Annotated in this window: 20 protein-coding genes; 6 read left to right on the top strand and 14 right to left on the bottom strand. The window is 68.8% G+C overall.

From position 1 onward, the window contains the following. Nucleotides 1-2 precede the first annotated feature (2 nt). Complete coding sequence (locus tag D1409_RS20350; protein ID WP_123538827.1) at nt 3-383, bottom strand: hypothetical protein; 381 nt, start codon at nt 381-383, stop codon at nt 3-5. 198 nt (nt 384-581) lie between these two features. Between D1409_RS20350 and D1409_RS20345 the strand changes: the two genes are divergently transcribed. Continuing rightward, nucleotides 582-1,118, top strand: coding sequence for a DUF4188 domain-containing protein (locus tag D1409_RS20345; protein WP_123538826.1), 537 nt, complete (start codon nt 582-584; stop codon nt 1,116-1,118). A gap of 199 nt (nt 1,119-1,317) precedes the next feature. On the opposite strand, the gene D1409_RS20340 is transcribed toward D1409_RS20345, so the two are convergent. The 5 genes from D1409_RS20340 to D1409_RS20310 form a co-directional block, all read right to left on the bottom strand. After that, nucleotides 1,318-2,985 carry a helix-turn-helix transcriptional regulator gene (locus tag D1409_RS20340; RefSeq protein ID WP_123538825.1) on the bottom strand — a complete coding sequence of 556 codons (1,668 nt, stop codon included), beginning with the start codon at nt 2,983-2,985 and terminating at the stop codon, nt 1,318-1,320. 217 nt (nt 2,986-3,202) lie between these two features. Further along, on the bottom strand, nt 3,203-3,580 hold the full coding sequence (locus tag D1409_RS20335) for a DUF7344 domain-containing protein (protein ID WP_123538824.1): 378 nt from the start codon (nt 3,578-3,580) through the stop codon (nt 3,203-3,205). A 387-nt stretch (nt 3,581-3,967) separates the two neighbouring features. Beyond that, entirely contained in the window at nt 3,968-6,295 is a 2,328-nt protein-coding gene (locus D1409_RS20330) for a DEAD/DEAH box helicase (RefSeq protein ID WP_123538823.1), read from the bottom strand. A gap of 100 nt (nt 6,296-6,395) precedes the next feature. Beyond that, nucleotides 6,396-8,840 (bottom strand): integrin alpha, encoded by a 2,445-nt coding sequence (locus tag D1409_RS24850; protein WP_164471814.1) that lies wholly within the window; start codon nt 8,838-8,840, stop codon nt 6,396-6,398. Between the two features lie 352 nt (nt 8,841-9,192). Beyond that, a complete protein-coding gene (locus D1409_RS20310) occupies nt 9,193-11,715 on the bottom strand; it encodes an integrin alpha (protein WP_164471813.1) in 2,523 nt (840 codons plus the stop codon). A gap of 447 nt (nt 11,716-12,162) precedes the next feature. Here D1409_RS20310 and D1409_RS20305 point away from each other — a divergent pair, with 447 nt between their 5' ends. Then, the gene (locus D1409_RS20305) at nt 12,163-12,537 is read left to right on the top strand and encodes a cupin domain-containing protein (RefSeq protein ID WP_123538821.1); all 375 of its coding nucleotides are present in this window, start codon (nt 12,163-12,165) and stop codon (nt 12,535-12,537) included. Between the two features lie 393 nt (nt 12,538-12,930). Here the strand turns inward: D1409_RS20305 and D1409_RS20300 are convergent, their stop codons facing one another. From D1409_RS20300 to D1409_RS20290, 3 genes are all read right to left on the bottom strand, one after another. Next, nucleotides 12,931-14,340 carry a dihydrolipoyl dehydrogenase family protein gene (locus tag D1409_RS20300; protein ID WP_123538820.1) on the bottom strand — a complete coding sequence of 470 codons (1,410 nt, stop codon included), beginning with the start codon at nt 14,338-14,340 and terminating at the stop codon, nt 12,931-12,933. 100 nt (nt 14,341-14,440) lie between these two features. Then, complete coding sequence (locus D1409_RS20295; protein ID WP_235853643.1) at nt 14,441-16,918, bottom strand: efflux RND transporter permease subunit; 2,478 nt, start codon at nt 16,916-16,918, stop codon at nt 14,441-14,443. Then, entirely contained in the window at nt 16,893-18,839 is a 1,947-nt protein-coding gene (locus D1409_RS20290) for a COG1361 S-layer family protein (protein WP_123538818.1), read from the bottom strand. The genes D1409_RS20295 and D1409_RS20290 overlap by 26 nt, the downstream gene beginning before the upstream one ends. Between D1409_RS20290 and D1409_RS25835 the strand changes: the two genes are divergently transcribed. Continuing rightward, nucleotides 18,818-19,258, top strand: coding sequence for a DUF7331 family protein (locus tag D1409_RS25835; RefSeq protein WP_449404906.1), 441 nt, complete (start codon nt 18,818-18,820; stop codon nt 19,256-19,258). The two genes, D1409_RS20290 and D1409_RS25835, sit on opposite strands and share 22 nt — an antisense overlap. Nucleotides 19,259-19,346: 88 nt before the next feature. After that, on the top strand, nt 19,347-19,799 hold the full coding sequence (locus D1409_RS20285) for a DUF302 domain-containing protein (protein ID WP_123538817.1): 453 nt from the start codon (nt 19,347-19,349) through the stop codon (nt 19,797-19,799). A gap of 13 nt (nt 19,800-19,812) precedes the next feature. Here D1409_RS20285 and D1409_RS20280 read toward each other — a convergent pair whose 3' ends face one another. From D1409_RS20280 to D1409_RS20265, 4 genes are all read right to left on the bottom strand, one after another. Continuing rightward, nucleotides 19,813-20,112, bottom strand: coding sequence for a hypothetical protein (locus D1409_RS20280; protein WP_206425144.1), 300 nt, complete (start codon nt 20,110-20,112; stop codon nt 19,813-19,815). 83 nt (nt 20,113-20,195) lie between these two features. Beyond that, nucleotides 20,196-21,446: a DNA repair protein NreA gene (nreA, locus tag D1409_RS20275; protein ID WP_123538816.1), complete on the bottom strand. Its 1,251-nt coding sequence runs from the start codon at nt 21,444-21,446 to the stop codon at nt 20,196-20,198. 61 nt (nt 21,447-21,507) lie between these two features. Next, entirely contained in the window at nt 21,508-22,446 is a 939-nt protein-coding gene (locus D1409_RS20270; protein ID WP_164471811.1) for a M48 family metallopeptidase, read from the bottom strand. Nucleotides 22,447-22,501: 55 nt separating this feature from the next. Further along, complete coding sequence (locus tag D1409_RS20265; protein ID WP_123538814.1) at nt 22,502-23,470, bottom strand: transcription initiation factor IIB; 969 nt, start codon at nt 23,468-23,470, stop codon at nt 22,502-22,504. Between the two features lie 161 nt (nt 23,471-23,631). On the opposite strand from D1409_RS20265, the gene rnhA reads away from it, so the two are divergent. Beyond that, entirely contained in the window at nt 23,632-24,225 is a 594-nt protein-coding gene (gene rnhA, locus D1409_RS20260) for a ribonuclease HI (protein WP_123538813.1), read from the top strand. Beyond that, complete coding sequence (locus tag D1409_RS20255; protein ID WP_235853641.1) at nt 24,218-24,841, top strand: DUF7108 family protein; 624 nt, start codon at nt 24,218-24,220, stop codon at nt 24,839-24,841. The genes rnhA and D1409_RS20255 overlap by 8 nt, the downstream gene beginning before the upstream one ends. A gap of 1 nt (nt 24,842) precedes the next feature. Here the strand turns inward: D1409_RS20255 and D1409_RS20250 are convergent, their stop codons facing one another. Beyond that, nucleotides 24,843-25,205 carry a PadR family transcriptional regulator gene (locus D1409_RS20250; protein ID WP_123538812.1) on the bottom strand — a complete coding sequence of 121 codons (363 nt, stop codon included), beginning with the start codon at nt 25,203-25,205 and terminating at the stop codon, nt 24,843-24,845. Nucleotides 25,206-25,289: the final 84 nt, after the last annotated feature.

Below are 25,289 nucleotides of genomic sequence, written 5' to 3'. Positions count from 1 at the left end.
GTTCAGCCGGTTATTGAGCTCGTCTCCCCCGGGTCGAGCGCGAACGACCCGATACCGGCGAGCAGGCCGACGGCGGTGGCGAGCGACAGCGAGTGGAGCGTCCCGACCGAGAACACGCCGGCGACGACTACGAGGACGGCCAGGAAGACGACGCCGAAGACGCCGAGCGCGACCGCCGCGCGGCGCCGCTGGAGCGAGACCTCGTCGCCGACCCCGAGGAGGACCAGCGCGGCCGCCGTCACGCCGGCGACCAGGCCGACCGGGAGCCCGACGAACAGGGAGAACTCGATCCACTGGAGCGCGGCCTCGGTGACCGCGACGCCGACGACGAGGAAGACGGCGACGCCGGCGGCGAGCGCGAGTCCGAACGTGCGGAGCTTCATACCGGTAGTTCTCGCGGGTCCGTGAAATAGTTCGGCCGTCAGCGGTGGCTGTTCGAGTCCGAACGCGTGTTCAGCACTGCGCAGGCCGAATCTGTGGTTGGCGGTAACAATTAACACGATCGATACTGTATCTACTGAATAACGGTCCATGGACAGCGTTCAGCGATGAGAAAGCGTCCGACCGTGACAGGAACAGGCATGACAGATCTCGATACCGGACGGGTGACAGCCGAGTTAGATGGGGACTTCGTCGTGTTCCGAATTGGGATGCGGATAAATGCGCTCTGGAAGGTCCACAAATGGCTCCCGGTTCTTCGAGCGATGACGAAGATGCTCGACGAACTCGAGACGAACCCCGAGAGTGGACTACTGGGATATGATACAAAGCTGGGCATCCGGAATCACGAAGTCGTACAGTATTGGCGCTCGTTCGAGCAGTTGCGGGGATACGCCCTCGATTCGACCGCACACCACGCCCCTGCGATGAAGAGGACGAATCAGTTGATGAGCGAGAGCGACACTGTCGGAATTTGGCACGAGACGTATCTGGTGGAAGACGGCGCGTACGAAACTGTGTACCAAAATGCCCCGCCCGTCGGCTTGGGTAAGGCGGGCACGCTCTATCCCGCTACTGAACGTCGGAAGACGGCCGCTGGCAGGCTCGGTTGGACGGAAGGGAACGACGTGTCTTACGAAGAAGATGGCGTACAGAGTGAGTCAATCGAACCGCGGTAAGGAGGAACACTGTTCAGCCAGAGCAGTCAAGATCCTGTATAAATCAGCGGTCCCGGAGCCCACGGACTCGGTGAATAGATCCCCAATACCGAGCATCCGGCGCCGAAGGCGCTGAAAGGCGCTTCGTCCCTTTCGATCCCACGCTCCCAGGCTCGCGTGGACGCGGGTTCCTCCGCGACCCCTCCGGGAAAGAGGTGATTCACTCCTCGAAGGCGGACTCGGCGCCCGGCGGGAGGTCCTCGGGTCGCATCACGACGTTGCCCCGTCCGACGTCGACCTTGACGATACTGCCGTCGTCCTCCATCGCCGAGAGGACGCGGCTCACCTTCGACTTCGACCAGTCGGTCTCCTCGACGAGGGCGGCCTGACGCATCCGGCCGTCGTGGTCGTCGAGGAGCGTGAAGACGACCTCCTCGTCGGAGAGGAACTCCGTCGGGATCTCCTCCTCGTCGGCGGAGGGGGACTCGACGTCCGTCGAACCGGCGTCCGTCTCCGAGACGACCGCGGCGGGCACCGGCTCGGCGTCCCCGTCCGTCTCGGCGTCCGCCCGGTCTCCGTCGGCCGGTTCGGCCGGTTCACCGCCACCGAACCGACGGCGGAGACGAGCCACGGGGAGGCGGCCCGACCAGGCGAGGAAGAGCGTGACCGCCGTCGCCGCGACGGCGACGCCGGCCAGTCCCGCCAGGGCCACGGGCGGCACGGTCGCGTTCCCGGTGTCGACCTCTTCGGCGTCGGGGACGCCGTCGCCGTCCGTGTCGGGGTCGGTCGGGTCCGTCTCGTACTCGTTGACCTCGGCTCCGTCTTCGAGGCCGTCCCCGTCCGTGTCGGCGTTCGTCGGGTTCGTCCCGTAGGTGTTGACCTCGGGACCGTCTTCGAGGCCGTCGCCGTCCGTGTCGGGGTCGGTCGGGTCCGTCTCGTGGGTGCCGACTTCCACGCCGTCTTCGAGGCCGTCACCGTCCGTGTCGATCTGGTTGGGGTCGGTGCCGTAGGTGTTGACCTCGAGGTTGTCGTCCAGCCCGTCCCCGTCCGTGTCCGCCTCCAGGGGGTTGGTCTCGAAGTCGTTGATCTCGGCGCCGTCGTCGAGGCCGTCCTCGTCCGTGTCGGGTTCGGTCGGGTCCGTCTCGTACGTGTTGACCTCGAGCCCGTCGGCGACGCCGTCGCCGTCCGTATCGGCCTTGTTCGGGTTCGTCCCCATCTCGAGCTCGCGCGGGTCCGTCAGGCCGTCGTCGTCCGTGTCGACCTTCGTCGGGTCGGTCTCGTGGACGGTGACTTCGTCGCCGTCGTCGATACCGTCGTCGTCCGTGTCGGGGTTCGTCGGATTCGTGCCGTACGTCTCGACTTCGGCGCCGTCGCCGAGGCCGTCCCCGTCCGTGTCGTTCGAGCGGAGCGAGGTCCCGAGCGAGACCTCTCGCTCGTTCGAGAGGCCGTCGTCGTCGAGGTCGCCGTCCCGCGCGAAGACGGTGACCGGGTAGGTCTCGCTGTCGAGCGGGGCGGACTCGTTGGGCGCCCCGACCTCGAATCGGAGTCGCTGCTCGCCGGTCAGGTTCGTCGGCCAGTCGCCGACGCCGACCGTGACCGTCTGGTTCTCCCCGGCGGCCACGGAGACGGCCCCGCAGCCGAGCTCGCGGTCCGGGCCGTCGACGAACACGCAGATCGAGCCGTCGTCGATACCCGCGTCGCTGACGACCGTCACTGCGAAGCGGTGGGACGCAGACTGCCAGAGCGTCAGGTCGTCGTCGACGCCCGAGACGGCGCCGTCGCCCTCGTACGAGACGTCCGATATCCGCGCGTCCGCCGCGACGACCGGTGCCGCGATACCGGCCAGTAGAAGTGCCGCGAGGAGCCAGACGTGGACGTTGCGTACCATAGCGTCGTGAGTATCCTGTCCGTCAGCCGGACGTGGTCCGGTCCGCTCCCCGCGACCCGGTCACACGTGCGGATGACTGAGTGTCTTGATTACGGTAGCTGGCGTTAGGAATCTTACGCCGCCCCCAGAAGGGTATGCCCACCTTTCCGACAGCTCGGCGCTCCTTACTCCTGGCACGGCGCGGCGAGTGGCGCGGTAGGCGAGCGTTACGAGGCCGTCAGGCCTCGGGTGCTTCGCCGAGAAGTCGCGTCGGGGCCGTGTCCTCCGCCGGCGGGTTCGTCCACGGTTCGCTGACGGAGACCTTCATCTCCTCGGAGAGTCGTATCGTCTCCCGGCGAGGGTCGTACGACACGACGCCGAAGTTCTGGAGTTTCAGCAGGTGCGTGCAGGCGACCTGCTCGCGGACCCGTCTCACGAGGTCGTCGTCTCTCGGGGCCGGGCGCTCGCGTCCGCGCCACCAGCCGACGAGGTGCCGACACAGCTCGTCGACGGTCGCGCGACCGCCGTGTTCCTGCAGGTAGTAGAGGATCGCGCGACGCTCCCAGTCCGAGAAGACATCGTGCATCGTCTCGATCTCGGTCGAGTCGAGCGACATGCAGCGGCGAGCCGGTCCCGTTGGAGAGTGCGTATCTGACATGGTTGGCCATTCCGGGGCTCCGTGACGACGCCGGTGTCCACCGCGCCCCGTGCTCAGATATTCGGCCGAGAGTGGCAAAGAACCGCAAACCCGTCCCGACCGTTGCCACCGTTCCCCACACCCTCACGGACCCGTGAACGACCCCGGACCGCCGGATAGCGGCCGGATATTCCCCGTTTCGGACGCGACCGCCGGAGAACGCTCCCAACAGTTGCGTACACCCCGCGAAACGGCCGAAACTATCAGAACCAGATCAGTTTCGCGACCGATTTCGACGGCGAACGACGGCGAACTGGAGAGTCTGTGGAGCGACACAACGATCCGCCTGTGCGAAATAAGGTGCGCTTACTCGAGGAGCGCCGCGAGCAGGTCAGCCGCCAGTCCCTTCTCGAGCGGGTCGTTTGCGTTCCCGCAGTGGGGTGACTGGACGCAGGCCGGACAGCCCGACTCGCAAGGGCAGTCCCGGAGCATCCCGAGCGTCCGTTCCAGCAGGTCGACGACCGTCTCGTAGGCCCGTTCGGTCAGCCCGACGCCGCCGGGGTAGCCGTCGTAGACGAAGATCGTCGCGCAGTCCGTGTGCGGATGCTGCGGCGTCGAGAGGCCGCCGACGTCCCGGCGGTCACAGAGGAAGGAGAGCGGGAACAGCGATATCATCCCGTGTTCGGCCGCGTGGATGGCGCCGGGGAACGCGTCCGGGCCGTCGCCCGCCGTCCGGATCTCCGTCTCGACGTCGCCGGGGACGGTGAAGTACAGCGCTTCGGTCTCCAGCGTCGTCTCGGGAAGGTCGAGCGGTTCGCGACCGATCGGTTCGCCGCTCTGGCGGTCGTAGCGCTCGAAGCCCGTGATCTGCTTGCGCATGCTCACGTCCGCGAAGCGGACGGTCACGTCCGCTCTCGTCGGAAGCGTCCGCTCCGCCCGGTCCTCCTCGACGGTGATCGTCTTGTCGTGGAGCACCTGCGTGTAGTAGTTCGGACGCACCGGCGCGAGGTTCGCCACGTCGTTGTCGAGGTCCAGTTCGACCACCTCGAAGTCCTGCCCCTGGTGGTGGTAGATCGCGCCGCGATGCGCGTCACGGAGCGCGTCGCCGAACGAGAGCGTCGCGATGGCGTTCCCGTTCCGACGGTCACGCAGGCGAACCTCGCGGTCGCCGACGCTCCGCAGGCTCATCTCGTGCTGGGGGCTCCCCTCGCCGTCGTAGAGCCAGCGAAGCCCCGCGTCGGTCGTCCGCCGCTCCAGGTCACCCGACTCGGTCAGCGCCGAGACCACGTCGGGGAACGGCTCGCCGAAGTGGCGGTCGTCGTCGGGCCGGAGCCACGTCTCCCGGGCCGCCGAACGGACGTGGTCCGGCAGGAGGTGTTCGTTCTCGGGGTTCGAGATGGCCTCCTCGGGAGCGCTCTCGAAGAAGTCCCGCGGATGTGCCATCAGGTACTGGTCGAGCTGGTCCTCGCCGGCGACCATCGCGACGAGCGACGGGTCCGTGCCCCGACCGGCGCGTCCGCCCTGCTGGAAGGCGGCCATCCGCGTACCGGGATAGCCGTCGAGCAGGACTGCGTCGAGCCCGCCGATGTCCACGCCGAGCTCTAACGCGTTCGTGCTCCAGACGCCGCGTACCTCGCCGGAGTCGAGACCGCTCTCGATCTCGCCGCGGCGCTCGTCGGTCAGCGAGGCCTGGTAGGCGTGGACGTTCCGCGCGGCCTCGTGCTCGTTGCGGTCGCGCAGGTCGCTCGCGCTGTCGGTCGCGTAGCGCTCGGCGACCTGGCGCGACTGCGTGAACGCGACGGTCTGATACCCGCGGTCGACGAGGTCGACGAACAGCCGTTTCGTCTCCACGTGGTTCGACCGGCGACGCCCACTCCCGAACCCCTCGTTCGCGCCGTACTCCGGGGGGTTCCAGAACAGCCAGTGGGTCGGCCCCGTCGCGCTGGTGTCTTCGCTGACGAGCTCGAACGAGTCGGGCGACTGGCCCGTCACCGTCGCCGCGTGGTCGACGGGGTTGCCGATCGTCGCCGAGCAACAGACCCAGTCCGGGTCGGAGTCGAAGCGCTCGCAGATGCGCTGGAGCCGTCTGAACACCATCGACACGTGACTGCCGAACACGCCGCGATACTCGTGGACCTCGTCGATCACGACCGTCTCCAGGCGCTCGAAGAACCAGTCCCACAGCCGGTGGCCGTGGGGCATGATCCCGTAGTGGAGCATATCGGGCGTCGTCAGGAGCACCGTCGGCTGGCGCTCCCGGATGGCCTCCTTCTCGGACCTGTCCTGCCGGCCGGTGTACTGCGCGACCGACACGCCGGACCCGAACCCGAGGCCGTGGGCCAGCTCGGACAGGGTCTCCTCCTGGTCGTTGATGAGTGCCACCTGCGGCGCGATATAGAGGGTCGTCGCCCGCTCGTCGAGCGCACGCTCGAAGGCCGGGACGGTGTAGGCGACGGACTTCCCGCTGGCCGTCGGCGTCGCGAGGACGACGTTGTCACCTCCGCGGACGGCGGAGACCGCCCGCGCCTGGTGGTCGTAGAGGCGGTCGACCCCGTCGGATTCGAGCGCGCTCGCCAGCCGCGAGTCCAGATCTACGTCGGCGAACGTCGCCTCGCGGCCCGGCGTCGTCCGCCGCTCGGTGATCTGTCCGTCGTAGTAGGGGCGACTCTGCAGCCAGCGGATCGTCTCGTCCACGTCTACCCGTGCGTGGGCGAGCGGAGCAAAAGCGGTTGCGCCTCACGAGTTCGAGGCGAACCGTGGTCGGGTCCGCGTCCGTTCGTGGCTCCTCGTGTGCCTACTCCTTCCGGGGCCGGTTCGTCGCCAGCACGGCCAGCGAGAGGCCAACGAGGCCGACGAACGGGAGCGGGAACAGCGGCGACTGCGAGAGGGTCTCCAGCGCGTTCGCGTCGCCCGCGGGCACGTTGCCCGCGCCGCCGTCGTCGCCGTCGTCGCCGTCGTCGTCCTCGGGGGTCTCGGTGGGCGTCTCGGTGGGCGTCTCGGTCTCCTCGCCCGCGCCGGTGTCGACGTCGTCCGGGTAGGCCTTCACCGACCCGCGTTCGATCTCGTCCTGCGAGAAGCGCAGTGCAGTTTGTCCGTCGGGGCACGGTTCGGCCGCCGAGCGTTCGCCGGTCACGTCGGTGCCTTCACCGGCCTCGACGGTCCCCGGGCTCCCGGACTGCTCGTACAGCGACCCGCCGGACTGGTGGACGACCGACTCGGGCGGGTCACCGGGTCCGCCCTTCCGATATCCGACGGTGATCGGTTCGTCGTCCTCGTTCCTGTCGACGCTGTTGATGATGAGCACCCGCCGGTCCGTCTGGTCCGTCTCGTCCGAGGGGAAGCAGAACGCGACGAAGTCGATCCCGTCGACTTCGGGCTCGGCACCGGGCGTCTCGGTCGGCGTCTCAGTCCCAGTGGGCGTCTCCGTTTCAGTCTCGGTCGGCGTTTCGGTTGCCGTCTCCGTTTCGGTCGGCGTCTCGGTTGCCGTCACCGTTTCGGTCGGCGTTTCGGTCGCCGTCTCCGTTTCCGTCTCAGTCTCGGTTGCCGTCTCCGTTTCGGTCGGCGTTTCGGTCGCCGTCTCCGTTTCAGTGGGCGTCTCAGTCGCCGTCTCCGTCTCGGTTGCCGTCTCGGTCTCGGTCGGCGACTGCGTCGGCGTCTCCGTCTCCGGCGCCACCTCCTCGGGACAGTCGGCCTGGACCACGTACACCGCACCGGCGTCGGTCCGGTTCAGCGAGTCGTTCGAGGGCGCACCGATTGCGACGTCCGCGTCGCCGTCGTCGTAGAAGTCGCCCGCGTCGGCGACCGAGAAGCCGGCCCGGTCGCTGGCGTTGGCACCGAGGAACGTCGCGTCGGCCTCGGAGAGGTTCACCTCGACGTCGAGGTCCGCGTCGCCGGCGACGAGGTACGCCGCGCCGGCGTTCTGAGCGTTCGTGTCGTTGCCGGGCGCGCCGACGAGCACGTCCGACACCGGGTCACACCCGGTCTCGTTCGCACCGTGCGACGAGACCGACGTGCCCGCGCGGTCGAACGCCCCTGCGCCGGCCATGCGGAGGTCCGCGTCCGCGAGCCCCGTCTCGCCGTCGAGGGCGTCGTCGCCGTACACGACGTACGCCGCGCCGGCGTCGGTTCGATTCAGCGAGTCGTTGTACGGCGCACCGACGACCACGTCGGCCACGCTGTCGTTGTTCATGTCGCCCGCGTCCGCGACCGCCCAGCCCGCGCGGTCACCCTCCGACTCGCCGACGAACGTCGCCGCCGCGTTCGCCAGCGAGACCTCGCCGGCTTCGGACCCGTCGACGACGTACGCCGCACCGGTGCGGTTCCGTCGCTCGTCGTCCGCGGCCTCCTCGGCGGTGACGTTGTACTCCGGGGCACCGACGAGCACGTCAGCGACGCCGTCGTCGGTCACGTCGCCCGCGCCGGCGACCGACCAGCCCGCGTTGCTCCCGTTGCGCTCGCCGAGGAACGTCGCGTCGGCCTCGGAGAGGTTCACCTCGGCGTCGAGCGAGTCGCCCTCGACGGCGTACGCCGCGCCCGCGTCCTGCCCGGCCGCGTCGACGCCGGGCGCGCCGACGACGACGCCGTCGGTCTCGTTCGTCCGGTTCAGGCTCGACACGTCGTAGCCCGCGAGTCCGCTGGCGTTCGTGCCGGCGAGCACCGCGTCGGCCTCGGAGAGGTTCATCGCCGACGGGAGCGACTCGTTCCCGTAGACGACGTAAGCCGCGCCGCCGTTCGACGCGGCGGTGTCGTTGTACGGCGCGCCGACGACCACGTCGGACAGGCCGTCGCCGTTCACGTCACCGGCCGACGACACCGACCAGCCTGCAAGGTCGTTGTTGTCGGCCCCGCGGAGCACCACGTCGGCGTCGGTGAGGTTCACCGTCCCCGGGTCGGCCGGACCGTAGACGATGTAGGCCGCGCCCGTGTTGGGCCCTTCCGAACTGTTGCGCGGCGCGCCGACGATCAGGTCGGCCACGCCGTCGCCGTTCACGTCGCCCGCCGACGCAACGTCGTGACCCGCCGTGTCGTTGGCCGCCTCACCGGTGAGATTCACCCCTGCGTCGGTAAGGTTGATCTCGCCATCGAAGCCGGTGTCGTCGACCGCCTGGGCGTCGTCTACCGCTCCTCCGGCGTCCCCGGAGTCGGCGGACGATGCCGTCGTCGGCGTCGCCGAGTTCGACCCGATCCCGATGGCACCCGCGGCGACCGCGCTGGTGGCGGTTAGCGCGACGATGCTCAACACGAGCAGACGTACACGTGTCGACTTATCTGAAAGATGTGAAGGCATGCATGGGACACAGGTCAGGTCGGGCCATTGTTATTGAGCGACCACGGCGAGTAGCCGCGGCCAAGCGAGCCGGCCGGTCTCAGAGTGGCCGAGGTTACTCCGTCGGGCAGTCCGACAGCGTCGAGTTATCGTGGCGACCGTCGTCGATCGCAGGACTGCGCCGGATCGGTCGTTCGACCGGCCCACGAGCGCGCGGGCGCCACCGCTGGCGACCGACGGGGAGAGTTGTACTGCGCTACTCGCGGGAAAGTCCGGGTTTGTCGTCGACAGAGAGCGAGAAAAAACGAACGAACGGCCGACCGCGTTAGTCCTCGCGGAAGCGGGCTGTCGTCAGCACGGCGAGCGACAGACCCATCAGCGCGACGAACGGCAGGGGGAAGAGCGGCGACTGGGACAGTTGCTCGAGGCCGCTCGCGTCGCCAGCCGGCACGTTGCCGGCGCTGTTGTCATCGTCCAGGAGGTCCCGCGGGTCACCCGGCTCGCCGGGTGCCTGTCCCTGGGAGTTCCCGCAGTTCAGTTCGTCGTAGTCGAAGTTCGGGTTGTAGTAGGTCCCGAACTCGGTCTCGATGCCGACCAGTTGCCCGCCGGGGCTCCCGGGCCGTTCACCCTCGTCGAGCGTCCGTTCGACCTCTATCACCTGGTCCTGCCCCTGATTGTAGATAAGCAGGGTGACGTCCGTCGGGAACTCGTCGTCGGGACCGCCGAGTACGACGTTCCCACAGCCGAAGAACGTCACCTCGAACGGTTCGTCGGTCCCGGGAGTGTCGGTCGGCGTTGCGGTGGGCATCGGCGTCGGCGTTGGCGTCGCAGTCGGCGTCGGCGTTGCGGTGGGCGTCGGCGTCGGCGTTGGCGTCGCAGTCGGCGTTGCGGTTGGCGTCGCAGTCGGCGTTGCGGTTGGCGTCGCAGTCGGCGTCGGCGTCGGAGTCGGCGTTGCGGTGGGCGTCGGCGTCGGCGTTGGCGTCGCAGTCGGCGTCGGCGTTGCGGTGGGCGTCGGCGTCGGCGTTGGCGTCGCAGTCGGCGTCGGCGTTGCGGTGGGCGTCGGCGTCGGCGTTGACGTCGCAGTCGGCGTTGCGGTTGGCGTCGCAGTCGGCGTTGCGGTGGGCGTCGGCGTCGGCGTTGGCGTCGCAGTCGGCGTCGGCGTTGCGGTTGGCGTCGCAGTCGGCGTCGCAGTCGGCGTCGGCGTTGCGGTTGGCGTCGCAGTCGGCGTTGCGGTTGGCGTCGGCGTTGGAGTTGGCGTCGCAGTCGGCGTCGCCGTCTCGGTCTCAGTCGGCGTCTCCGCCGCGACGCGCTCACAGTCGCTGTAGGCCACGTAGGCCGCGCCGGCGTCGGTGCGGTTCATCGAGTCGTTGTACGGCGCGCCGACGGCGACGTCGGCGAAGCTGTCGTTGTTCACGTCGCCGGCCTCGGAGACGGCGAAGCCGGCCCGGTCGCTCGCGTTGGCGCCGAGGAACGTCGCGTCGGCGTCGGAGAGATTCCGGTCGCTCAGCGCCTCGTCGCCGGCGACGAGATGCGCCGCGCCGGCGTTCTCGCCGTTCGTGTCGTTGCCCGGTGCGCCGACGAGCACGTCGGCGATGCGGTCGCAGGTCACGTCACCGGACCCGGCCGAGGAGACCGACCAGCCCGCGCGGTCGAACGCGCCCGCACCGGCCAGCCGCACGTCAGCGTCGGCGAGCGACTGCTGACCGTCGATTGTGTCGCCGCCGTAGACGACGTAGGCCGCGCCGACGTTGGTCCGGTCGTAGGAGTCGTTGTACGGCGCGCCGACGACGATATCGGCGACGCTATCGTTGTTCACGTCGCCCGCGTCCGCGACCGACTGGCCTGCGCGGTCGAACTCACCGGTACCGACGAACGTCGCCGTCGCGTCGGACAGCGACTGCTCGCCCCGCTGAGAGCCGTCGACGAGGTAGGCCGCGCCGGAGCGGTTGAGCCGCTCGCCCGTCGGCGACTCGGCGGCGGTGGCGTTGTACCGCGGCGCGCCGACGATGGCGTCTTCCTCGCCGTCGGCGTCCACGTCACCGGCCGTCGAGACGGACCAACCGGCGGCGCTGCCGTTGCGCTCCCCGAGGAACGTCGCGTCGGCGTCCGTGACGTTCAGGAAGTCGCCTGACTCGACCACCGTCAGGCCGTCGACGAGGTAGGCACCGCCGGCGTCCTGACCGGCCTCGTCGAGGCCGGGCGCGCCGACGAGGATCCCGTCCGTGTCGTCGGTTCGGTTCAGGTCCGCCACGTCGTAGCCGACGAGCGCGCCGGCCTCGTTCCCGTAGACGGTCGTGTCCGCCTCGGAGAGATCCATCTCGTCGGGCATCGACTCGCCACCGTAGATGACGTAGGCGGCGCCGCCGTTGGCTGCGCCGGTGTCGTTGTACGGTGCCCCTACCACGACGTCGGCGTAGCCGTCGTCGTTCACGTCACCCGCGGTCGAGACCGAATAGCCCGCGAGATCGTTGTTGTCGGTCCCGCGGAGCACCACGTCGGCGTCGGAGAGGTTCACCGTCCCCCGGTCGGCCGGGCCGTACACGATGTAGGCCGCGCCCGTGTTCGGCCCCGCGCTCGCGTTGCGCGGCGCGGAGACGATCAGGTCGTCGACCCCGTCGCCGTTCACGTCGCCGGCGTCGGCCACCGACCACCCGGCGGTGTCGTTGGCGGCTTCGCCCACGAGAGTCGCGTTAGCGTCTGTCAGGTTGATCTCGCCCTCGAAGCCGGCGTCGTCCGTCTGTTGTTGAAACGCTTCGGCGACGGCGGCCGACCCGTCCGTCGATCCGATCTGGACGGCCCCCGCGGCGACCGTGCTCGCTACGAACAGCGCGACGACTGTCACGACCACCAGCCGACGATCCGTCGCTCGTTCATTGATACCATTGAACATAACAACGGATCCACGACCGAACGGTCCATTGTTATTCAGCGACCTCCGAAAGTAGCCGTATCCACGTCTATCACCCTCGTACGGCTTGGTCTGGGTTACGCCGGGCGCGGTGGAGAACAGCGTGAGACTACCGCGGCCGCACTCGACGGCCGACCGATCCCCCTGAACTCACCGACCGGTCGGGTCGCGACCGGCCGCTGTCAGTGAGTTTCACCGAGCGCCGTCTTCCCGGAGATCCGAGAAAGTCGATATTTGTCGCCGCCGTCCGGCAGCCGCGGCTCGCACCGGCGTTCGTTCGGCCGCAGTCGGTCGACTTCGGCCGCGGTCGAGCGCCGCCGCGGCGATACGCCGAGGCTATCGACCGCCGGGTGAAGGCTTACGGCCCCGTCCGCCGAGCGCTCGTGTATGGGCTATCACGTCGTCGACCCGGACGACCTCGAACCGGAACCGGACCGCCCCTCCGAGATGCGGTACGTGAGCAAGGCCGCGGGCATGGAACGGATGGGCGTGCGCACCTACACCGTCCGCCCCGGCGAGGAGATACCCCTCTCGGGCATGCACTACCACGACGAGCAAGAGGAGGTGTTCTTCGTCCGCTCCGGGACGCTCTCGGTCGAGACCCCCGACGAACTGTACACGGTCGAGTCGGGGCAGTTCTTCGTCGCAGAGCCGGGGAGTCCTCACCGCGCGCACGTCGCCGACGACGCAGGGGAGCCGGCGTCGGTGCTCGGACTCGGCGCGCCGCCGGTCAGCGACGGCCACTCGTACGAAGGGGAGTGAGTCGAGGTCGTCTCCGAGCCTGATCGGTCGCAGGCGACGAACGTCCTCTATCCGTCTCCTCGACCCGCTCGCTAGGAGTTGTACTGACCGCTGGAGACAGCAAGCGCTGAAAGCCCTCGACCCGCTCGCGGTCGCTGAGCGGCATACCCTCACGACCTCCGGTCGTTCGGGTTGGGGCCGCTCAGGCGACTGAAGTGAACGCGAGCGGGCCTCGCCCTTTCAATCCGCCAGGGACAGCAACCGCCGCGCGCGGCACCGCAGACGGCCACACACCTCCCCAGCCGATTCCTCCACTCGCTACGCTCGTTCAGTCATCCCTCGCGCGACTACGTCGCGGCACGGAGGCCGCGACAGCGCGCGCCGTTCGGAACGTCGCCGTCGCGGATCGACCGATCACTCCGCGTCGAGGTCGGCGGTGACGTCGCGGAGGAGGCCGTCGAGGATCTCGGGGGTGGTCGGGTGGTACGCGCGGTCGGGCACCTCGCGCACGTCCAGTCCCATCTCGACGACGACCTGCATCGTCTTCGCCATCACGTCGGCGTGGTAGTGCAGGCCCTGCCAGCCCAGCACCGTCGCGCTCTCGCGGTCGACGACGAGTTTGGCCAGCCCCTCCGGCGTGTCCTTGGCCTCGAAGACGCCGTCGTCGCTCGCCTGTCGCATCGCGACGACCACGTCGTAGTCGGCGTCCCGGGCCTCCCGTTCGGTCATGCCGACGCGGGCGTAGGGGTACACCCCGAGCCCCGAGAAGATGACGTGATGCGTGACGTTCTCGTACGCTTCCAGCGGGACGCCCCGCTCGCACCGGAGGATGTTCTCCGCGGCGGTGAACCCCTGCTCCTTGGCGACGTGGAGGATCGGTTCCTTGCCGTTTGCGTCGCCGACGACGAACACCCGGTCGTCGTCGCGGGTCTGCATCGTGTCGAGCACCCAGCCCGGCCCGGGCTGGAGACGGGTGTTCTTCAGTCCGAGCCGCCCGATGCTTGGCCGGCGACCCGTGAAGAGGTAGAGCTCCTCGGCCTCGACGCACTGGTCCTCGCCGTCGGCGTGTTCGAGGTAGAGGCGGACGCCGCCGTCCTCGGTGGGTTCGACGCGCTTCTCGTAGCAGTTGGTCGGGATGGACACGTCGAATGCCTCGCGGTAGAGGTCGAGGACGGCGTCGCCGAACGCCGGGTCGGACTCGTCGATCGGTCGCTCGTCGTGTTCGACGACGGTCACGTCTGTCCCGCCGACCTCGCTGAGGTAGGGGACCATCTCCAGGCCGACGTAGCCCAGCCCCATCACGACCGCCGAGTCGGGGAGGTCGGTCGCGTCGAGCAGGCCGGCGCTGGTCTGGTAGTCGACGTCGTCGATGCCGGGGAGGTCGGGGACGTTGACCGACGACCCGGTGGCGACGACGACGTAGTCGCCCGTTATCTCGCGGCCGCCGACGCGGAGGGTGCGGTCGTCGAGGAAGCGGGCGGTGTCGTGGATAAACGTCACGTCATCGCGCTCTGCGAGGTCGTGGATCGCCTCCCGGCGGTGTTCGGCCCACCCGAGCGTGTGGTCGTCCTTGCGCTCGATCGTGCGTTCGAGGTCAACCTCGTGGGGGTCGCCGAGGAGGCGGTCGTCGTGGCGCGCCTGGAAGCGGTGAGCGGCGGCCGAGAGCACCTCTTTCGAGGGCATACAGCCGTCCAGGATACAGAGGCCGCCCCCGGGGTCGCCGTCGTCGATCAGTGTGAGTTCGACGTCCGGCTGTCCGGCGAGTTCGTCCGCGACTGCGGCGCCGGCACTGCCGTACGCGCCGACGATGACCACGTGAACCATACAACCGGTTTGACGGACCAGCGGTAAAGGGTTCGGGGCGCGTGCGCGAGCGGTGCGGCCTCGCGACGGTGCAGGCCGGACGGAGGCGTCCCGTCCCCGGTCAGTCCTCGACGGGCGAGCGTGCCGCGGGGGCGTCCCGTCGCCGAGCGCGGAGCCACTGGGCGGGCCGCGAGCGGTTGACGATGCGGTCCCAGACGACGAGCGTCGACGGGAGGACGACGATCGACGCGACGTAGGCGTAGATGACCGACAGGGCGGTCAGGAGCCCGAAGACGCCGATGGCGGGGTTGAGCGCGAACACGAGCACACCCATGCCGGCGACGGTGGTGAGCATGCTCCCGGTGAGCGCGCCGCCGGTGCCGCGGACCGCGCGGTCGAGCGCCGTGTCGATGTCGGCGGTGTGGAACTCGTCGGCGAAGCGGTGGGTGACGTGGACGGAGTAGTCGATGCCCAGTCCGATCGTCAGCGAGAGGATCACGCCGTTGATCGCGTTGAAGTCGACGTTCAGGTAGCGCATCGACGCGACGACGAACATCACCGTCAGCGCGATGGGGACGACGTTGGCGATGCCGAGCGACGGCCGCCCCTCCAGCGCCCAGTAGACGAGGATCAGGAACGCCGAGGCCCCGACGAGCGTGATGAGCAGACTGGTGATCACGGTGTCGAGGATGAGCGCCGACGCCTCCTCGAAGATGACGGCGTTGCCCGTCGGCGTCGCCTTCAGCGGCGTCTCCTCGGCGACCGCCTCGGCGTCGGCGGTCACCTCGCCGTTGGTGGCGTCGGGGTCCACCGTGTAGGTGACGAGCGTGCTCCGGCGGTCTTCTGCGAGGACGCCGCCCACGCCGCTGTTGGGATTGGCCTCCAGATAGTCGTACACTTCACCGAGGTTCTGCTCGGGGATGCCGTCGGCGTCGGGGTCGTTGCGCGCCACGATGTCGGCGAACTCGGGGTCGCGCTCGGCGGTCGACTGGACGACCGTCACGACCGACTGGCTCTCGGCGTAGCGACCGTCCCGTTCGAACGTCGGTGGCGGGTCCCGGCCGATGCGGTGGACCCTGTCGAGCGAGGAGTCGCGGCCCATCCGCGCCTCGACGAACAGCAGGACGGAACTGCTGGTCGGGAAGTTGTCGTCGACGTAGTTCGTCTTCTCGACGTAGTCGTACTCCGCGGGGCCGAACGGTTCGGGCAGGTCCTTCTGCCACTGGGGGAGTTCGTCGTACTCCGGCGGGAGGAAGTCGTCCTCGCTGAAGCCGGTGCCGACGCCCGTCGCGTACACCCCCGCCCCGACGCTCCCGACGAGGACCACGAGCATGAACAGGACCGGGGCGCGCCTGGCGACGACGACCCCGCCCTGGAGCGCGCGGCCGAGCACCGACCCCTCCGACCCGAGCGGCCGCTCGCTCATCGTCGGGATCGGGTAGCGGGCGCGCAGGCGGTCGGTCTTCACCTTCGCGGCCGGGAGGAATATCCCGAAGATCAGGAAGGTGAAACAGATGCCGATAGCCGCGACGACGCCGAAGTCGCGGATGGGCGCGAGCGCGCTGGTCAGGTTCGACAGGAAGCCGATGACCGTCGTCCCCATCACGATGAAGAAGGCGACGAGCAGCTGCTCGGTCGTCACCTTCATCGCCGTGCCGACGGGCTGGCCCCGCTCCCGTTCCTCCCGGTAGCGGTTGACCGAGTGGATACCGAAGTCGATACCGACCGCGATGAGCAGCGGCGGCACCGCGACCAGCAGGGGGTTGAACGCGATGTCGGCCAGCCCGAGGAAGCCGAACGTCCAGAAGAGCGTCATCAGGATGGCGACGACGCCCAGCACCAGGTCGACCAGGTCGCGGTAGGCCACGATCAGGAAGAGGACGATGAGGACGAACGCCGCCGGCAGGACGAGCGCCAGCGAGGACGTCAGCGTGTCGGGCGTACTGCCGATCGTCTCGACGTTCCCGCCGACGCTCGCGACGACGCGTTCGACGCGCTCCTCGCGGTCGTTCACGTCCCGGTCGTGCGTGACCGAGGCCTGAGCGGCCCGGGCGGCAGCGCTCTCCGTATCGAAGTCCTCGCTGAGTTGCGACGTGAACCCGGGCGTCTCGGCGGCCCGCCGGACGGCCCGGTCTATCTCCGTGGCCGTCGCCGACTCGACGGCGTCGACCTGCCGGTCGACCGTCGTCGCTCCGGGGTCGAGTTGCAGCGCGACCGTCCGCGCGGGACTCGAAACGCCCGTCACGCGCAGTCCCTGACTGTCCTCGAGCCGTTCCTGTGCCCGTAACATGCGCAACAGGCTCGGCTTCGAGAGGACGTTCTGCTCTCGCTGGAGCAGTTGCGTGGTGGTCGAACTCTCCGAGAAACTGTCACCGAACTCCCGCTGGATGTCCTCGAAGGCCTCGAAGGAGTCCAGGTCCTCGACGAACTGGTCGCTCCCGCCCTCGGTCTCGACGTTGCCGAGACCGAAGAGGAACACGCCCGTCAACAGGAGGAAGGCGACGGCTATCCGCCCCGGATAGGCGGAGATGGCGTCGCCGACCTCGTCCGTCAGCGACTCGAAGACCATCCGGTCACCTGCCGTACCGCAGGTAGCCACCGACGACCGCGACGACGCCCACGATGCCGACGGCGATCAGCGCCAGGGGCGCACCGCCCTCGCCGTCGTCCTCGGGCTCGACGACGTCCACGGCGAACTTGTACCCGCTGGAGAGCTTGGTGTCGCCGTCGGGTTCGTCGTACTGGAAGTCCATCTCGACCGGGTAGGACTTCGTCAGCGCGCTCCCGCCGACGCTGACCTCGAAGACGAGCGTCTCCGACTCGCCGGGCTCGATCCGCTCGGCGTAGGCCTCGCCGTCGTCGACCGAGACCGGGTCGTCGGCGTACATCGCCGCCGAGACGTCTTCGAGGGGCTGTTCGCCCGCGTTCGTCACCGTCACCTCCAGCACGCGGCCCGCGCCGCGCTCGACGGTCGCGTTGTCGACGGACACGTCGAAGCGGTCGCGCTGTGCCCTGACTCGCTGGCGGGTGTCGAAGCTCTCGGCCTCGCGTCGTTCGTCGTCGTCGTTACGGTAGGTCGGACGCATCGTGAACTGGCGCGGCCCCGACTCGGCCGACTCGCTGATCTCCACGTCGAACGAGAAGTTCTTCGACTGATTGACCCGGAGGTCGCCCACCGAGTACTCCCGTTCGAGCGGCGAGACGTTCGAACTCTCGGTCTCGAGGGCGACGACGACGCTCTCCGCTCGCGCGTCGCCGGTGTTGGTGAGCGTCCCCGAGAGCGTCCCCTCCTCGCCCACGCGCAGGGACGACGTCAGGTTGCTGGCCTCGAACTCGTACTCGACTTCGGGGTCGGGTCTGACGCCGAACTGGAGCGTCCCGGACTCCCCGGGGTCGCCCTCGCCGTCCTCGTAGGCGACCGACGCCTGCAGCGAGTAGCTCCGCGCCTCGGCGTCGGGCGTCGCCGTCGCTTCGACGGTGATCTCGCGCGTCTCGTTGGCCGCCCAGGTGCCGACGTACTGGCTGGCACTGGCGGACCCACCGAACACGAGCGCAGCGCTCTGTGAGGTGAACGTCACGGAGGCGTCCCTGACCGCTGCCGGGCCGTCGTTGCGGATCGTGACGGTGACCGGCCCGTCGTCGTCGACGGCCACGTCGCTCTCGGTCGAGACGATGCTGAAGGTCTGTTCGGGTTCGGGCGTCACGCCGAGCGTGATCGCCCGCGACTGCATCGGCGTGTCGTCCTCGTCGTCGTAGTTGACCGTCGCGGCGAACGCGTAGCGCTGCTCGCTCGCCGACGCCGCGGCGCTGACGCGATAGGAGATTGTCCGGCGCTCGCCGGGCTCCCACGCCCCACCGACGTAGCGAGTCGAGGAGGCCGACTGGCCGAACGTCAGGTCGGCGTTCTGCGATTCGAGCACGACGGATGCGTTCCGGGCCGTCGCGGTCCCGGTGTTCTCGAGCGTCACGTCGACCGTCCCGGTCGCGCCGATACGCGCGGTCGAGTCGACCTCGCGCACCTGGAACTGCGCGGACTCCTCGATTGTCACGTCGACCGTGAAGTTCCGCGTCGCTGTCGTCGTGTTGTACTCGCTGGTCTCGGGGTCGACCGACTGCGTGTAGTTGTACGAGACGTTGATCGGCACGTCGTACGTGCCGGGCTGTGCGTCCTGGTCGACGTCGACGCGGAACTCGACGGGGGCCGACCCGCCGTCGGGGAGCCGCGCGATGGCGCGCTCGCTGGTCTTCACCGTCAGCGGCGCGTCGTGGTCGTCGCCGACGCTGACCCGCATCGCTCGGGCGGTCGTCACCCGCTCTTCGAGTTGCGGGTTCGACAGCGACCCGTTCGTGACGTTGCCGTCGTTGAGCACGACGACCTGCAGGGAGGTCTGCTCTCCCGGCCGGAAGTCCGTGTCCGGCACCGACACGTCGATGCCGGGGTTCCCGGTGATCTCGTGGTCGTTCACCGCGGCGACGGCGCCGGGTGTGACGACCAGCAGTGCGACTGTCGCGACTACCACAGCCTTTGACCGTTGCATGCGTAGATTCACGTTCCTCACCCACCGTGCCGCGGGGACCAACGGCGGCGACGCAGGTGTCGTCCTCGGTTTCTGGCCCCACACCCGTCAATGATTGTAAACAGGAGGAAAGTTTCGTCGAGTTGTTTCCGGCCGTGGCCCGCGACCGTCGTGTCGTGCGATCGGCGGGTACAGGATTGGTAACACTTAACAAGGCACAGGGCGTACCTACCGATAGCGTCGAACCGACAGACAGCGACGGAACGCAACCACTACCAATGGCAACTCACGAAACCCGCTCAGAGACGAGCCGTTACGACGAACTCGAGATCGCGAACGGAGACGTCGTCATCTACGACGTCGACAACCACCGGGCGTGGATCCAGTCGGACGAGACAGTGACCGGCGACGAGATGGCCTGAGCCGGGTGAGCGGGAGTCGCGTTCACCCTCGGCGGCCACGCGGCCGCCGGGACTACTGTTTTTGTCTCAGCGACCGTCGGATCGAGGTATGGACCTGCCATTCGACCCCGAAGCGTTGAACAGCGGCGACATCGGCGAGAAGCGAGCGACCCTGGAGATGGAGCACGAGGCGGCGATCGAGCACGTCCGGGCGGCATTCGAGGTCGCCGGGTTCGGCTTCCCCGCGGAGTTCTCTCCCTCCGAACTCCTGAACGAGAAGGTCGATGCGGACCGCGACCCCTACTACTTCCTCGGCGCCTGCAACCCCGCGATGGCCGACCGCGCCCTCGACGCCTCCGAGGGGCGGATCGGCGGGCTGTTCCCCTGCGGCGTCGTCGTCTGGGAGGAAGAGCCCGGCATCCAGACGGTGTATCACGTCTCGATCATGCGTCTCGCCCGACTGGCCGGGATGGCACCCGACTCCGAGGAGTGGGCCGACATCGTCGCCGAGACCGGCGAGATGGTCGACGACGCGTGGGCGAATCTGGACGACATGACCTGAAACCCGCCGCCGCTCAGTCTTGGCTCTCGCGTCCCCCGTCGGCGGCCGGGTCGTCGGTTCCGGTGTCCGTCGTCGTGCCCTCGGACCCGGTCTCGGTCGTCGTGGCGTCGTCCGAGTCGGTCCCGATCTCGGCCTGTAGTCGGGCGATCTCGGTCTCGAGTTCGCGGATCCGCTCGTCGTAGTCGTCGTCCGAGCGGAGCCACAGTACCCCGACGGTCGCGATGAGCACGAGCGGGAGTCCGAACACGATCAGCGCGATCACGGCGATGACGAGCAGTTCGACGCCGCCGGGGATCCCGAACTGGAGGAGCATGGCCGCCGATACGACCGACCGCGCGAAAACCCTTGTGTCGAGAGCGAGGGGGCGGCCGTGGTCACGCTGGCCCGCCGGCCCACTCAGAAGTCGGTGATCGAGGTCTGGAGGCCGGCGACGAGGTCGGACTTCCGGCGGAGCTGGCCCAGCGGGACCGGGATCTGGGGGACGATCTCCCGTATCGCGCCGTGGAAGCTCTCGGCGACGCCGTACTCGCCGTCGAAGGCGTGGCGGACCCCTTCGCGGACCTGCCAGACGCCGACCGGCGCCCAGTAGTCGTCGGTCACCTCGCGGAGGACGAGCGCCTTGGCCTGCCGGTCGCGCTCGTGGAGGTGTTCCAGTACTGCGAGTCGGGAGGCGTAGTAGGCGCCGGCGGTCTCGTCGACGTAGCTCGTCCGGCCCTCCCAGCCCTCGGAGGCGCTGGAGAGGTAGTAGTTCGCCGCCGCGGGGTTCCAGACGCTCTCCGGGGCTTTCATCTCGACGAGTTCGTACTCCCAGTTGCCCGGGGCGAGGACCACCCAGTAGCGGTTGCCCATGTACTCGTTCGTCCAGACCGAGACCTGGTCGACGGTGTCGCTGTGCTGGAGGCCCCCGCGCAGGAACTTCCCGACCGTGTCGTCGACCGCCGTGATCGACCACCGCGTCGGAACGAGACGGCGCTGGTGACCCTGCCCGAGCGCCCCCGCCGAGAGGATGGTGTTGATGTCGTACACGTCGAAGCCGCGCCGGTAGAGGTAGGTCATCGCCCCCTCGGCCTGCCAGTCGTCGTCCTCCAGCGTCTTCTCGACCGGCCGCGGGACGTGCGGGTTCTCCGCCAGGTCCGCGTTCGTCGCGCGTGCGCGCGGACCCGTCGGCGTCGACACGTCGTCGAGACTCAGGTCGATGTCGGGGGTGCCGTCGAGGCCGACCTCCACGTCGACCGGGTGGTCGGCGATGGCGACCTCTCGCTGTGTGCCGACGAAGCCGTCCCACACGTCGTTCACGTCCACCTTCGCCGAGCGCGTGGAGTTGAGCATCCCCGTCCGCCGCTGGAGGACGTCGTCGATCTGGTACCCCTTCTGGTACCAGTCGCCGCTGGTCGCGAAGTCGGCGGCGTCGCTGTCGGCGGCCATCGGCGAGAGGACGCCCGTCGACACGTCCGGGTAGCCCGACCGGCCGACGAACACCTCCGGCGCCGTGGAGCCGAACATGGAGTCCCCCTGGACCGCCTGCTGGAACTCCCGCTCCACGTCGTCGAGGTACTCGGTTATCTCGTAGGACTTCTCCTCGGCCAGCCGGCGCTTCTCGGCCGCCTCGTCGCGCTGGAAGTCCTCGATGAAGTCGTCGAGACGCATACCCGCCATTGACCTGGGCGTACAGTCCCCAGTGGCTTGAATGAGTCGGTGGGGGCCGGCGTCACTCGTCGACCGCGCGTCCGGCGGTCGCGCGCTCGACCACGTCGTCCGTCGTGAGCCCGTGGCGCGCGAGCCGGAACTCGATCGAGGGGTGGACGGCGGTGAGTCGCTCGACGCGGCTGCGACGGGCCGCGAACGGCGCAACGCCGGCGACGGCGTCGTCCTCGTCCTCCGGTTCGACCGCGCCGACGGCGTACAGTCCGGTACAGAAGTCGGCCGCCCCGGTGTGTGCGACCGCCAGGTCGTCGGCGTGACACTCCTCCAGCCGGCTCGCGCGGGCCGCGAGCGCGCGCAGGAGGACGACCGTGCCGGCGCTTCCCACCACGTAGAAGAGCGCGTTCGTCGAGTTCGACCGCGCGACGCCGGCCACGAGGAACGCGCCGCCGACCAGCACGGCCACCTGCGGCGGCAGGTGCCGGAGCGCGAGCAGCCAGAACGCCGTGACGCCGACGACGTGAGTGACCGACTCGCGGACGGGGACTCGACTGAAGTGACCGAGCGCGAGGTGGGCGAGTTCGTGCGCGACGACCGCCCGGAGCGCCGCGTCGTCGAGCGACTCGACGAGCGACGACGAGACGACGAGCGCGGCGCGGTCGCCGTCGCCGACGACGTTCACGCCGCCCGCGCTCTCGCGGTCGACGACGACCGCCGGCGCCGCGACGTCGAGGGTGGCCGCGAGGTCGGCGACGACGCGCCGGAGTCGCGGTGGCGCCTCGTCGGCCCACTCGACGCCGCGGAAGAGGCCGTCGGTGACGACCCCGCTGACGGCGTACTCCAGTCCGAACGCGACCAGACCGATCGCCGCGACACCGGCCAGCGACACGCCCGTCGCGTGACACGCCGCGAGCGCCGCGGCGAGCGCGAGGAGAAAGCCGGCATCGATCAGGCGGTAGGCTGCGGGGAGGCCGACGGCGCGGTCGAGTCGATGCGTGAGCGACACGGCTAGCGAGGCGCTGTTCGGACGCGGGTGTAAAAAGCGGTCGGCCGAGCGCCGGTCACCGGATGCCCATCGCCTCGATCTGTTCCTGGTAGCGATTGCGGATGGTGACCTCGGTCACCTGGGCCACGTCGGCGACCTCGCGCTGGGTCTTCTTCTCGTTGCAGAGCAGGGAGGCGGCGTAGATGGCCGCCGCGGCGAACCCGGTGGGCGACTTGCCCGACAGGAGCCCCGCCTCCGCGGTCTCGTCGATGATCTCCGTCGCCTTCGTCTGGACCGTCTCGGGGAGGTCGAGTTCGGAACAGAACCGCGGGACGTACTGCTTGGGGTCGACCGGCTCCATCTCCAGCCCGAGCTCCTGCGAGACGTAGCGGTAGGTGCGACCGATCTCCTTCCGGTCGACGCGGGACACCTCCGCGATCTCCTCGAGACTGCGGGGGATCCCCTGCTTCCGGCAGGCCGCGTAGAGGCAGGCGGTGGCGACGCCCTCGATGGAGCGCCCGCGGATGAGGTCCTCGTCGAGCGCGCGCCGGTACATCACCGACGCGATCTCGCGGACCGACCTGGGCACGCCCAGGGCGGAGGCCATGCGGTCGACCTCCGAGAGGGCGAACTGCAGGTTCCGCTCGCCCGCGTCCTTCGTCCGGATGCGCTCTTGCCACTTGCGCAGGCGATGCATCTGGCTCCGCTTCTCCGAGGATATCGAACGCCCGTAGGCGTCCTTGTCCTTCCAGTCGATGGTCGTCGTCAACCCCTTGTCGTGCATCGTGCGAGTCGTCGGCGCCCCCACCCGCGACTTCTCCTCTCGCTCCCGGTGAGTGAACGCTCGCCACTCCGGCCCGGGGTCGATGGTGCCCTCTTCGACGACAAGCCCACAGTCTTCGCACACCAGCTCGCCGCGGTCGGAACTCGTTATCAGGTTCTCCGACTCGCACTCCGGACAGCGCTCGCTCACACCCTCCGTCTGTTCCGTCGGTTCACTCTCGGTCGTGCGCACCCGCTCGCGCTGACTGCTGGACCGTGTCATCGCACCTGTGTGTTACTCCTTGCCACGATTTAAATCCTTGGATAAATACTTTTCGACACCGCGGCAATTTGCCGGGAGGTGGGACGCGTCTGGCGGCGGGACGACGGGTCGCCGGGTCGGATCCGAACCCCTCTTGACGACGCCCGGCGAGAACCGAACCAATGCCGACAGTCGAGTGCGACGTCGACCAGGCCCGCGAGCGACTCGAAGCCGCGGGCGTCGAGATCCGGCCGGGGAACACCGACCACGAGCAGTGGCGCGCCGAGCGCGGCGACGCGACGGCCGTCGCCTACGACGACAAGGTCGTGATCCAGGGCGCCAACCCCGTCGAACTAGAGGGCGTGATCCGCGACGGCGGCGGCCGTGCGCACGTCTACTTCGACGGCGCCTGCCGCGGAAACCCCGGCCCCTCGGCGGTGGGCTGGGTGATCGTCAGCGGCGACGGCATCGTCGCCGAGGGCGGCCACACCATCGGGCGCGCGACGAACAATCAGGCCGAGTACGAGGCGCTGATCGAGGGCGTCAGCGTCGCCAGCGACTACGGCTTCGACGAGATCGACGTGCGCGGCGACTCGGAGCTCATCGTCAAGCAGGTCCGCGGCGAGTGGGACACCAACGACCCCGACCTGCGCGAGTACCGCGTCACCGTCCGCGAACTCCTGATGGACTTCGACGAGTGGTCGCTGGAGCACGTTCCGCGAGAGATAAACGACCGCGCCGACGAACTCGCGAACGAAGCACTCGACGATGCCTGACGAGACACCAGACCCAAGCGAAGCCCCGGACGTGCTCGCCGACGACCAATCGGACCCCGACGACCTGCCGCCCGAACCGGTCGTCGAGGCAGCGGAACGACTCACGAAACTGGCCAGAGACGCCGTCGTCGACGAGGAGGCCGAGGCCTACCGGACCGACCGGGACGAACGGCTCGCCGACCACGAGTACACCGCCCGGGTCCGCGAGGACGAGACCCGGGACGTGCTCGTCCTCCACCCGGAGGCGTGGACCGAGGACGGCCAGATCCGCACCGAACGGATCGACGACGTCGACCGCGGGATCGAGATCCCGCTGTCGGGCCCCGGCGAAGGCGACGACTGGGAGGAGATAGACGAGTACAACCGCGACGTCGTCGACGAGGTCCGCGAGGCCCACGACGAGGACCACGCCGCCAACGTCGAGAAGCTGGCGGACTTCATGAGCAACCACTACGCCAAGCCCCTCCACGACGCGACGGCCGAGGAGCTACGGGAGTTCCTCGAGGACTACTACAGGCGCAACGCATGGCCGACTCCCGAGCAGCGTTCGGTCGTGGAAAAATCGGTGGGTGTCGCGTTCGACGTGGCGGACGAGCGGTGTCCGCTCGACGAGTGAGTTACTCCTGGACGGCGTCGACGAGGTCGCGCAGGTCGTCCGCGCGGTCCTCGCTGGTGACGAGTTTCGAGAACTCCCAGGAGAGCTGGTCGAGCACCGTCTCGTAGCCGTCGTCGGTGAGCGCGTACTGGTTCGTTCGCTTGTCCAGTTCGCTCTTCTCGACGAGCCCCATCTCGACGAGGTCGTCGAGGTTGGGGTAGAGCCGACCGTGGTTCACTTCGTCGTCGTAGTAGTCCTCGAGTTCACGTTTGATAGCGAGGCCGTAGCGCGGCTCTTCACCGAGGATAACGAGGATGTTCTGCTGGAACGCGGTCAGCTCACGTGCGATTCCGGGTGTGTCAGTTACCGATTGTGCCTCTGACATGGTTAGTCGAATGTCATCTGGCTATTTAACACTTGTTAACTTTCTTCCGTAACTGGGTGGATTTATACGGTAACGACTCCCTCA

The organism is Halosimplex salinum, from assembly GCF_003730195.1.
In the GTDB taxonomy this organism is placed as follows: Archaea; Halobacteriota; Halobacteria; order Halobacteriales; family Haloarculaceae; genus Halosimplex; species Halosimplex salinum.
This window is presented reverse-complemented; position numbering and strand designations above follow the sequence as displayed.

What these genes read in the sequence shown, in the direction of transcription:
- D1409_RS20350 (WP_123538827.1), bottom strand. Translation starts at nt 383, where the DNA reads ATGAAGCTCCGCACGTTCGGACTCGCGCTCGCCGCCGGCGTCGCCGTC.
- D1409_RS20345 (WP_123538826.1), top strand. Translation starts at nt 582, where the DNA reads ATGACAGATCTCGATACCGGACGGGTGACAGCCGAGTTAGATGGGGAC.
- D1409_RS20340 (WP_123538825.1), bottom strand. Translation starts at nt 2,985, where the DNA reads ATGGTACGCAACGTCCACGTCTGGCTCCTCGCGGCACTTCTACTGGCC.
- D1409_RS20335 (WP_123538824.1), bottom strand. Translation starts at nt 3,580, where the DNA reads ATGTCGCTCGACTCGACCGAGATCGAGACGATGCACGATGTCTTCTCG.
- D1409_RS20305 (WP_123538821.1), top strand. Translation starts at nt 12,163, where the DNA reads ATGGGCTATCACGTCGTCGACCCGGACGACCTCGAACCGGAACCGGAC.
- D1409_RS20300 (WP_123538820.1), bottom strand. Translation starts at nt 14,340, where the DNA reads ATGGTTCACGTGGTCATCGTCGGCGCGTACGGCAGTGCCGGCGCCGCA.
- D1409_RS20285 (WP_123538817.1), top strand. Translation starts at nt 19,347, where the DNA reads ATGGACCTGCCATTCGACCCCGAAGCGTTGAACAGCGGCGACATCGGC.
- D1409_RS20280 (WP_206425144.1), bottom strand. Translation starts at nt 20,112, where the DNA reads ATGCTCCTCCAGTTCGGGATCCCCGGCGGCGTCGAACTGCTCGTCATC.
- nreA (WP_123538816.1), bottom strand. Translation starts at nt 21,446, where the DNA reads ATGCGTCTCGACGACTTCATCGAGGACTTCCAGCGCGACGAGGCGGCC.
- D1409_RS20265 (WP_123538814.1), bottom strand. Translation starts at nt 23,470, where the DNA reads ATGACACGGTCCAGCAGTCAGCGCGAGCGGGTGCGCACGACCGAGAGT.
- rnhA (WP_123538813.1), top strand. Translation starts at nt 23,632, where the DNA reads ATGCCGACAGTCGAGTGCGACGTCGACCAGGCCCGCGAGCGACTCGAA.
- D1409_RS20255 (WP_235853641.1), top strand. Translation starts at nt 24,218, where the DNA reads ATGCCTGACGAGACACCAGACCCAAGCGAAGCCCCGGACGTGCTCGCC.
- D1409_RS20250 (WP_123538812.1), bottom strand. Translation starts at nt 25,205, where the DNA reads ATGTCAGAGGCACAATCGGTAACTGACACACCCGGAATCGCACGTGAG.